The following is a 9,585-nucleotide window of genomic DNA, read 5'->3' as shown; positions in this document are numbered from 1 at the left end:
TTTTGCATCTCAAATCTATCACATAATATTTTACGAGGATTAAATGAAAAAAGTATTGAGCATTTTGCTCTTATTTACCGTCCCTGTACTTAATCTGGCGCAGAAAACCTGGAATGACGCCCAAATTACCGGCAAGGATATAAAAGCTCATATTTATTACCTGGCCTCTGACGAAATGAAAGGCCGGTTTACAGGTACTGATGAAGAACGATTGGCAGCAGAATATATAAAAGATCAATTTCAGAAATCCGGTTTAAAACCATTGTTAAACGGTAGTTACTTTCAGGATTTCCCGTTCATTGAGAAAATAGAATTGACCGGATCGAATAAGCTAAATCTGGAGATTAAGGGGGAGAATAAATCTCTGCAGTTGAAGACAGATTTTATTACTGCTCCTTTTTCCGGTAAAGCCGAACTCTCCTCCGGGCTTGTTTTTGCAGGTTACGGAATTTCTGCCCCAAGGTTAAATTACGACGATTATGAGGGGCTTGATGTTAAAGGGAAAGTGGTGCTTGCAATGCGGTATCACCCGGAACATGATAGCGCAAAATCGGAGTTTGACCGCTATTCTTCATACAGACAAAAAGCATCGGCAGCAAGAGACAAAGGCGCGGCCGGGATTATTTTCTTTAACGGTTTGCTTCCAAGAAATGATGAAGATCAATTGATGGAATTAAGATATGACGGTGCGGGAAGCATACAGGATTTTGCAGTCATTCAGGTTAAGAGAAATATAATTGAAGAAATTCTGAAAGCGGAAGGACAGGATCTTGCCGCACTTCAGAAAAAAATTGATGATTCCAGAAAACCTAAATCCTTTGCATTGAATTCTACTAAAGCCTCATTAGCAACAAATGTAAGAGAGGTTCAAAGCACCGGGAGGAATGTAATTGGATTTATTGAAGGCAGCGACCCTCAATTAAAAAATGAGTATATAGTAATGGGTGCTCATTATGATCACCTTGGAATAGATCATTTGAAGACATCTTCAATGTATAAAGGTAATGAACCTCAGATCCACAACGGTGCCGATGATAATGCATCCGGGACCACAGGTCTCATGGAACTGGCGGAAAAGTTTGGTGCAGACAAAAACGATTTAAAAAGGAGTCTGATCTTTATCGCATTCAGCGGAGAAGAACTGGGGCTGCTCGGTTCATCATTTTTTACGAATAATTCACCTGTTCAGATCAGCAGCATTTCGGCTATGCTTAATATGGATATGATAGGAAGGCTTAGTGACGACAAAGCTTTGACTGTAATCGGGGCCGGTACATCTTCAATTTGGAAAAATCTTCTAAACGATAAGAATAGATACAATTTCAAATTAGCTTTAAGTGACGGCGGATCAGGCGGAAGTGATCATCAGGCATTTACAAATAAAAATATTCCGGTACTTTTCTTCTTCACAGGTACTCATAACGATTATCACAAACCATCTGACGACGCTGATAAAATTAATTACACTGGGCAGGAGGAAGTTGTTAATTACGTTTATGAAATCGCAAATACAATTCAAGGCAGGGCAGACAAGCCGGATTTTGTTAAGGTTGAAGAACCTGCACAAAGGAGTGTCCCCCGCTCCCGTGTTACAGTCGGGACCGTTCCAGAATTCGGATATAACGGTAACGGATATAAAGTAAGCGGCGTTACCGAGGGCGGGCCGGCTGCTAAAGCCGGAATGCAAAGCGGAGACATAATTGTAAAATTCGGAGCGAAAACCGTAAATAACATTTACGATTTCATGTACGCAATGGGTGAATTCTCCCCGGGTGACAAGGTTGATGTAATTGTATTACGTGAAGGAAAAGAAGTAAAGCTAAATTTAGAACTTACAACAAAGTGACATTCTTGAAAATCGAAAAGGCGAACCTTTAGGGATTCGCCTTTTTTTTTGTACTAAGCCGTCTGCTTCAATACATTCAAATAATATAATCAGCAAAAAGTGAAGGAGTGCCCCCCGAATGCCAGAAGAGGATATTTTCATTCCTGCTGAAGATCTTTTTCTCAAGCATATCAATTAATCCGCCAAATGTCCGCCCGGTATATACAGGGTCAACCAGAATTCCCTCCTTCTCGGCAAGCAATCTTATTGCTTTTCTTTCCAGGTCCCCCACAACACCGTATCCATCACCGAGATATTCATTTTTAAGAATAAGCTCCTGTTTGCCGAAAAATTTATTTAGTCCGGTAAATTCACTGGTTTGATTAAGCAATTTCAGGAGCCGGATAATATACGGGCCTTCATCTTCCGCTTTATCAATTTCGATTCCTATAAGGTTGCTTCCGGTTTTATAGATTTCATTTCCAAGGACAATACCGGCGTGAGTTCCGCCAGAACTTGAAGCAAAGACAATATGATCGAAGTGAATATTCATATCATTCATCTGAGAACCTATTTCATTCATTGCTTCAATGAATCCATAAACACCGATCGGATTTGAGCCGCCATATGGAATTATGTAGGGTCTTTTTCCGGCTATTCTCAATTGCTCAGCTATTTCCGGGATCTTCTCCCCTTTTCTGAATTCACCTGTCCAATGAATTTTAACGCCGAGTAATTTATCGATCAGAATGTTTCCGGTAGGTTTTTCAGGATCTTTCCCGCCAAGGACAAGATGACAATCAAGTCCGGACGCAGCGGCAGCGGCCGCAGTCTGACGGCAGTGATTCGACTGTTCGGCACCTCCAGTAATTACGGTATCGAATCCGTTTGAAATTGCATCGGCAATCAGATATTCAAGTTTACGTGTTTTGTTGCCGCCGAATGCCAGTCCGGTAAGATCGTCCCGTTTAATAAATATTCTCGGGCCATTGAAATAACTTGTAATTCTTTTCAATTCGTGCAACGGGGTCGGGAAGAACCCTAACTTTGTTCGAGGTAATTCTTTAATCTTCATACAGATACTTTTTTTATGAATAAATGATATATAAAGACAATGGCTGCAATAAAAAATACTATCATGTTTGCATTATGAATTTCCAAGCCAGACAGAATAAATAACGCACGTAATGCGCCAAAAAAATAGAAATAAGTGAGTACAAGTTCCATCCGTTTTACTTTTCTATGGACATTCGGGTTTTTCTTCCTTAAATAAAAGAATAGCGACGAAATAAATAGGAACAGGAGGAGCTCAAAAATTAACACGAAAGCCTGATCGTTCTTTACCAGCAATCTGAAAATAAAATCGGCTATTATAGAAACAAATACAAGGGAAAGAGTTCTGCTGTAACTTCTCATTTACAGAATTGAGTTAATAATTAATACTGCTCCAATAATAAGAATAAAAATGTAAATAATTCTCTTAAACCGGTTTTCATTTATTCTATGATGAAGTTTATTACCTAAATAAAATGCCAGTAAAATAAAAGGGAAAGAGACCAGAAATGAATTGAGAACAAAGTCTGTCCATAAACCTGTAAGACCATGGCTCAGCGTAATTATCAATCCGGTAGGAAAAAATATTCCTTGAAGCGTAGCACGAAATTTTTCCGGAGGCCATCGGCGCAGAACACCGTAGATTACTGTAGGGGGCCCGTTAGTATTATAAGCTCCTCCCAGAATCCCGGCAAGAAAACCGAAGGGGACCGACATTCTTTCAGTTTTCAGATACGGAAGGTTATCATTGGCCAGATAGTAGATTCCGAATAGAATAAGTAAAATCCCCAGAATAAATTTTATTGCATCATCCGATGTGTTCTTCAGGTAATATAATCCTAAAGGTAACCCAAATAGTGTTGATATTACAAACGGCCAGGCATCTTTAAGACTTACTTTTTTCCAGGATGTAATGATTAACAGTAGAGCGAGTGTAGAGGCAGTAAGAGCCATAATCGGGGTTGCAGATTTAATGTCGATTATAAACGCAAGCAGGGGCATTCCAACCACAGCTTCTCCGAATCCGATTGAAGACCTTATTAATGCGCCAATAAATACAATAATGACTATTAATATGAGCGTGGTTGAAGGGATCATCAGTAAGAAAAGTCAGTCATTTTATTAATTTTATTTACGACCCAAATACTCTCCCCCTCATTAAGACAGAGGGGGAGATAATTTGACAATTCTGCATTATTTCTTTGGTCCGATCATCTTTTCCGGACGAACAACTTCATCGAATTTCTCTTCTGTAAGCAATCCGAGTTCAACTGCAGCTTCTTTAAGTGTTTTGTTTTCTTTATGAGCTTTCTTTGCAACCTTTGCGGAGTTATCGTACCCGATGACCGGATTGAGAGCAGTAACAAGCATCAATGAATTTTCGAGATGTTTCTTGATATTCGTTTCATTAGCTTCAATACCGACTACACAGTTATCAGTAAAGCTTTCGCAGGCATCGGCCATCAGTTTAATCGACTGAAGGATGTTAAATGCGATTACAGGCATAAAAACGTTTAATTCGAAGTGCCCGCTTGCACCCGAGAAGCTGATAGTAACATCGTTACCATAAACCTGCGCACAAACCATCGTCATAGCTTCGCACTGAGTCGGATTAACCTTACCGGGCATAATAGAGCTACCGGGTTCGTTTTCAGGCAGATTCAACTCACCAATACCGCATCTGGGGCCGCTGCCGAGCCATCGGATATCATTAGCAATCTTGATCAAAGAGGTTGCAAGTGTTTTAAGAACGCCGCTCATTTCAACGAGAGCATCTTTTGAACCCATAGCCTCAAATTTATTAGGAGCGGTTACAAACGGAAGTTTTGTAATCTCTGCAATTTTTCCAGCAACGGTTACAGCATAATCCGGATGCGCGTTAAGACCGGTACCAACCGCGGTACCGCCTAAGGGTATTTCATATAATCTTGCGAGAGCGCAGTTTATACTTGCCAATCCGTTCGTAAGCTGGTGTGCCCATCCGGAGAATACCTGGCCTAATGTCAAAGGTGTAGCATCCATAAGGTGGGTACGGCCGATTTTGATTATGCTGTTAAAACGTTCGGATTTTACCATCAATTCATGACGCAGCCTTGCCACCATAGGAATCAGCCTCCTGTGGATTTCTTGAACGGCAGCCACGTGAATGGCCGTCGGGAAAGCATCATTGGTAGACTGAGACTTATTGACATCGTCATTCGGATGGATAGGTTTTTTACTCCCCAGAACACCGCCAACCATTTCAATAGCCCTATTGGAGATTACTTCATTACAATTCATATTGGATTGAGTACCGCTTCCGGTCTGCCATGCAACCAGAGGGAAATGATCATCAAGCTTCCCTTCAATCACCTCGTTTGCAGCTTTGATGATAAGTTCGGCTTTTTCGCAGGGTAATACACCGAGTTCGCAATTAGAAATAGCGGCAGCTTTCTTCACGATTCCAAGAGCTTTTATCATTTCACGCGGAAATCTTTCACCGCCAATTTTAAAATTCATTAACGAGCGTGCAGTCTGAGCCCCATAGTATTTATCAGCAGGGACTTTAATTTCCCCCATACTATCAGTTTCAATTCTGAATTCCATACAAACTCCCAATTATTTGTGATACTATTTATAAATTAAGGCAATGCCGTCTTAATTTCAATTAATTGATTGACTAAAAAAAGTAAATGTAATACAATATCTATTTAACACTAAAAAAAATATTTATTCGATTTTTTCAAGTCTGCGTGCACCAATGAACCGCTTTTTATAATATGGGTCTTCCAGTGACGAGACAGTAACGCCCAGACTCCTGCTGGCATGGACAAACTGATCATCCCCGAGATAAATTCCGACGTGCCCAGGATATGATCTTTTAGTTGTATTGAAATAGACGAGGTCACCGAAGTGTAAATCATACTTTGAAATATTCTCACCAACCTTGAATTGCTCGCGGGTGCTTCTGGGCAATTCGAGATTCACCGCATTCTGATAAACGAATTTTGTAAATGCCGAGCAGTCGATCCCGTTTTCCGTATTTCCACCATATTTATAGGGTGTATCCAGATATTTTATCACTTCAAATAGAATTCTTTCTCGGTGAGTTAAAGGGACATTAAATGACTTCAACTTTTCAACATTGCCAACGAATTTGGATTTATCCACAGGTTCAACTTCAACAGGTATTTCATCGAATTCTGTAAGAAGGGAATCGGGAATATCCGGGAAAGTAATTTCCGGTAAATAATTCCCGTTATTAACCGAATCAGCCGAAGTGAAACGAACACTCCTTTTCTGAACCTGTTCTTCTGCTTTTGGTTTGGATTGATTAAATCTTTGTGAGGAGGTAGCAGCAGCACATCCGCTAATTACAACAGCAAGCAAAACGAATTGCAAACAATAATTTATGATTGATCTAACCATCACAAAATATTAACCGAGGTAAGCTCTTAAATTCTTGCTTCGCGAAGCATGCCTTAATCTTCTAATTGCCTTCTCCTTAATCTGTCTTACCCGTTCTCTCGTCAAATTGAATTTTTCCCCGATTTCCTCCAGTGTAAGCGAATGTTCTTTATTCAATCCGAAGTAGAGTTTAATTACTTCTGCTTCTCTTTCCGTTAAACTCGATAATACTCTTTCAATTTCGCTTCTCAGCGACTCGGACATCAGAGTAAAATCGGGTGATGGTATTTCATCGCTCGAAAGGACGTCGAGAAGCCGGTTCTCCTCTCCCTGGGCAAAAGGGGCGTCCATGGAGACATGCCGACCGGAGATCTTAAGAGTATCCGAGACTTCGCTGATATCCATACTAAGCTCCTGGGCAAGTTCATGGGCACTCGGTTCCCTTTCATATTCCTGCTCAAGGTTGCTGTATGCTTTACCAATTTTATTCAAAGCACCTACACGATTGAGAGGAAGTCTTACAATTCTGGATTGTTCGGCCAGAGCTTGAAGTATCGATTGTCTTATCCACCAGACAGCATAAGAAATAAATTTAAATCCTCTTGTCTCATCAAATCTTTTTGCGGCTTTTATAAGTCCGAGATTTCCTTCATTAATAAGATCCCCGAGTGAGAGTCCTTGGTTCTGATATTGTTTTGCAACAGAGACAACAAACCTTAGATTAGCTTTAACCAGTTTCTCCAGGGCTTTATGGTCTCCTTTTTTAATCTGAATTGCGAGGAATATTTCATCTTCTGGAGTTAAAAGATCAACCTTACCGATTTCCTGAAGATATTTATCTAACGACTGACTTTCGCGGTTAGTAAACTGTTTGGTGATTTTCACAAAAAATTTCTCCGGGATTAGGATTCGACGTTAATAGAATCAACAATTCCTACGATCGACGCGTCAACAGGCGCCATATCAACATCAAGCGGAATAACAGCTTCGCTGGCTGTGACGTAATAAATAATTTCGCCGGGACCGGCACCAACGGTATCGAGTGCGATTATCGGTTCGCCCAATTTTTTCAATTCCCCGCTGAGCGGCTGAACAAACTGCATTTTGTAATTATTTAATGCAGGATATTTGCGGGTTGCCCAGATAGTGCCGATTACTTTACCGAGATACATCACTTCCCTGCAGTTTCTTTTTTATCATCTTTTACGGCAATATCAAGTTTATCAACAATCGCCATTATAACAGCGTCTACAGGTTTGTTCTTTGTAAATGTAGTCTGCCTTGCAGAACTTCCCTGTGCAACAAGTACAACCTCGCCAACACCCGCACCAACAGAATCAACAGCAATAACAGTAGATTCTCTCGGCGTATAATCCAAATTGAGCTGACGGACAATCAAAAATTTAGCTCCTACAAGATTCTCATCCTTGCGGGTAGACCAGACGGTTCCAATTACTTTTCCCAGTATCAGATATGCCTCACAATTCTAATGGACTAATTATTTTAATTCCGCTTTCTTTATATCTGCCGACATTCAATGTAAGTATAGGAAGACGGTTAAATTCCGCGACAGTGCACATTATTGCATCCCGCGTGGACGCAACTTTATTAAAAAATTTTGAAATCTTCAAACTGTAACGCGAATTTAATCCGAGAATTTTCAAGGACCTGAGAAGGTCATCAATTTTCGCACGCTCATTTTCTGTTGAAGCTGCAAATAGAATTTCCGAAGCATTAATGACCGTCGAAAAGCAGATTCCCTTTGTCATTGCAATTTCCAGGTGGGAAGTATTCTTGATGTCATCATTAATCAGATGATCAACAAGAATGTCGGTATCCACCAGGAACTGAATTTTTTCTTGTGTCAAAAATTGATCCTGTTTTTAATCTGACTGGATGATAAACTTCCTTTAGATAGCATAAGGCCAAGTACTATATCTCCGGGGAGTTCCTGAGTGACTAGGATCCTGTTAAACAGATCCCGATCCAGATTAAACTGACTGGCAGCAACAGCCGGATCCCCCAAAAGAATAAGTTTAATTCTTTGATATCCTTTTTCTTTTAGTTCGGGAATTAATCGATCAAGAATTTCCGTAATTCTGTCAGAATTCAGATCGATCGTTAACTCCGATACGGGGGAAAGGTTCTCATCCATTTAAAAAGCTCTTTCCATTAAGATCGTTATTGATTTTGAAGAATTCGGCAACAGTTTGCGCCGCATCAGAAAACGTCTCTCTTATACCGAGATCAATACCCGGCATATTCTTTCTATAAAAAAGGAGAGGAACATATTCCCTGCTGTGATCTGTGCTTGGAGTTGTAGGATCATTACCGTGATCAGCGGTTAACAGAAGCGAATCCGATTCATCCATTGCGTTAAGTATATCTAGGATTCTTGTATCGAATTCCTTCAGGGCCTCAGCAAATCCGACCGGATCATTCCTGTGGCCAAAATTTACATCAAAATCGACCAGGTTGGCAAAAATGAATGAGCCGGAAAAATGCTTTGCCGATTCGATTATTTTCTCGACACCTTCGATATTCGATTTTGTCTTCAATTTAATTTTAATTCCCCGGTAATTGAAAAGGTCGTTCACTTTTCCGACAGCTATGGTAGTGATACCCTCAAGTGAAAGGAAATCGAGAATAGTTCTTGAGGGAGGGTCAACAGAAAAATCTTTACGGTTAGTAGTTCTAACATAATTTCCAGACTCTCCTACGAATGGTCTGGCAATAACTCTTCCGACAGCATGTTTTCCGATCAGGATTTTTTCTCTAGCTGCAGTACAGATTTCATATAATCTATCTAACGGAATTACCTTCTCATGAGCAGCAATCTGGAAAACAGAATCGCCCGAGGTATAAACAATCGGGTAACCTGTTCTTACATGCTCGTCACCGAGTCTTTCAATGATTTCTGTTCCGGATGCAGGTATGTTACCGAGAATTCCAATCAGGCCGGCTTCATTTAAGAATTTATTAATAAGATCATCAGGAAACCCTTCGGGATAAAGGGGAAATTCTACTTCTGTTCTAATACCACCAAGTTCCCAGTGACCGGTAGTAGAATCTTTTCCTTCCGATTGTTCGGCCATTTTTCCGAAAGATGCGATTGGATTCTTTGCCGGTGGGACGCCGTTAATCGAAGTAATATTTCCGAGCCCCATCTTTTCCAAATTAGGAAGTGACAAGCCGCCGACAGCGGCAGCCATATTAGTAATTGTATTACTCCCCTCATCTTTGTATTTAGAAGCATCGGGTAGCTCACCTACTCCAAGTCCATCAAGCACAATCAGGATAAAATTATTCACAAGAGGATC

11 protein-coding genes are annotated in these 9,585 nt (G+C 40.5%); 1 reads left to right on the top strand and 10 read right to left on the bottom strand.

Annotation, left to right across the window (positions count from 1 at the left end; genetic code table 11):
* The first annotated feature begins 43 nt into the window (after positions 1-43).
* The gene (locus PLZ15_13560; GenBank protein ID HOI30771.1) at positions 44-1,846 is read left to right on the top strand and encodes a M28 family peptidase; all 1,803 of its coding nucleotides are present in this window, start codon (positions 44-46) and stop codon (positions 1,844-1,846) included.
* A gap of 76 nt (positions 1,847-1,922) precedes the next feature.
* On the opposite strand, the gene PLZ15_13555 is transcribed toward PLZ15_13560, so the two are convergent.
* The 10 genes from PLZ15_13555 to PLZ15_13510 form a co-directional block, all read right to left on the bottom strand.
* A complete protein-coding gene (locus tag PLZ15_13555; protein ID HOI30770.1) occupies positions 1,923-2,900 on the bottom strand; it encodes a D-cysteine desulfhydrase family protein in 978 nt (325 codons plus the stop codon).
* A gap of 341 nt (positions 2,901-3,241) precedes the next feature.
* On the bottom strand, positions 3,242-3,976 hold the full coding sequence (locus PLZ15_13550) for a sulfite exporter TauE/SafE family protein (protein HOI30769.1): 735 nt from the start codon (positions 3,974-3,976) through the stop codon (positions 3,242-3,244).
* Positions 3,977-4,072: 96 nt separating this feature from the next.
* Entirely contained in the window at positions 4,073-5,464 is a 1,392-nt protein-coding gene (gene fumC, locus PLZ15_13545) for a class II fumarate hydratase (GenBank protein HOI30768.1), read from the bottom strand.
* A gap of 123 nt (positions 5,465-5,587) precedes the next feature.
* Entirely contained in the window at positions 5,588-6,286 is a 699-nt protein-coding gene (locus PLZ15_13540; GenBank protein ID HOI30767.1) for a C40 family peptidase, read from the bottom strand.
* 9 nt (positions 6,287-6,295) lie between these two features.
* Positions 6,296-7,150 (bottom strand): RNA polymerase sigma factor RpoD/SigA, encoded by an 855-nt coding sequence (locus PLZ15_13535; GenBank protein HOI30766.1) that lies wholly within the window; start codon positions 7,148-7,150, stop codon positions 6,296-6,298.
* A gap of 17 nt (positions 7,151-7,167) precedes the next feature.
* Positions 7,168-7,437: a EutN/CcmL family microcompartment protein gene (locus PLZ15_13530; protein HOI30765.1), complete on the bottom strand. Its 270-nt coding sequence runs from the start codon at positions 7,435-7,437 to the stop codon at positions 7,168-7,170.
* Positions 7,437-7,730: a EutN/CcmL family microcompartment protein gene (locus tag PLZ15_13525; GenBank protein HOI30764.1), complete on the bottom strand. Its 294-nt coding sequence runs from the start codon at positions 7,728-7,730 to the stop codon at positions 7,437-7,439. The genes PLZ15_13530 and PLZ15_13525 overlap by 1 nt, the downstream gene beginning before the upstream one ends.
* Positions 7,731-7,743: 13 nt before the next feature.
* Positions 7,744-8,133 carry a PIN domain-containing protein gene (locus tag PLZ15_13520; protein HOI30763.1) on the bottom strand — a complete coding sequence of 130 codons (390 nt, stop codon included), beginning with the start codon at positions 8,131-8,133 and terminating at the stop codon, positions 7,744-7,746.
* Positions 8,130-8,420: a hypothetical protein gene (locus tag PLZ15_13515; GenBank protein HOI30762.1), complete on the bottom strand. Its 291-nt coding sequence runs from the start codon at positions 8,418-8,420 to the stop codon at positions 8,130-8,132. The genes PLZ15_13520 and PLZ15_13515 overlap by 4 nt, the downstream gene beginning before the upstream one ends.
* On the bottom strand, positions 8,413-9,576 hold the full coding sequence (locus tag PLZ15_13510; GenBank protein ID HOI30761.1) for a phosphopentomutase: 1,164 nt from the start codon (positions 9,574-9,576) through the stop codon (positions 8,413-8,415). Before PLZ15_13510 ends, PLZ15_13515 begins: the two co-directional genes overlap by 8 nt.
* Positions 9,577-9,585: the final 9 nt, after the last annotated feature.

The sequence above is a fragment of the Melioribacteraceae bacterium genome (assembly GCA_035362835.1).
GTDB lineage: Bacteria > Bacteroidota > Ignavibacteria > Ignavibacteriales > Melioribacteraceae > DSXH01.
Note: the sequence above shows the minus strand (reverse complement) of the source record. Positions and strands in the feature narration are given on the sequence as shown.

Coding starts and splice junctions, on each gene's coding strand:
- PLZ15_13530 (HOI30765.1), bottom strand. CDS start 7,437: ATGTATCTCGGTAAAGTAATCGGCACTATCTGGGCAACCCGCAAATAT.
- PLZ15_13515 (HOI30762.1), bottom strand. CDS start 8,420: ATGGATGAGAACCTTTCCCCCGTATCGGAGTTAACGATCGATCTGAAT.
- PLZ15_13550 (HOI30769.1), bottom strand. CDS start 3,976: ATGATCCCTTCAACCACGCTCATATTAATAGTCATTATTGTATTTATT.
- PLZ15_13540 (HOI30767.1), bottom strand. CDS start 6,286: ATGGTTAGATCAATCATAAATTATTGTTTGCAATTCGTTTTGCTTGCT.
- PLZ15_13560 (HOI30771.1), top strand. CDS start 44: ATGAAAAAAGTATTGAGCATTTTGCTCTTATTTACCGTCCCTGTACTT.
- fumC (HOI30768.1), bottom strand. CDS start 5,464: ATGGAATTCAGAATTGAAACTGATAGTATGGGGGAAATTAAAGTCCCT.
- PLZ15_13555 (HOI30770.1), bottom strand. CDS start 2,900: ATGAAGATTAAAGAATTACCTCGAACAAAGTTAGGGTTCTTCCCGACC.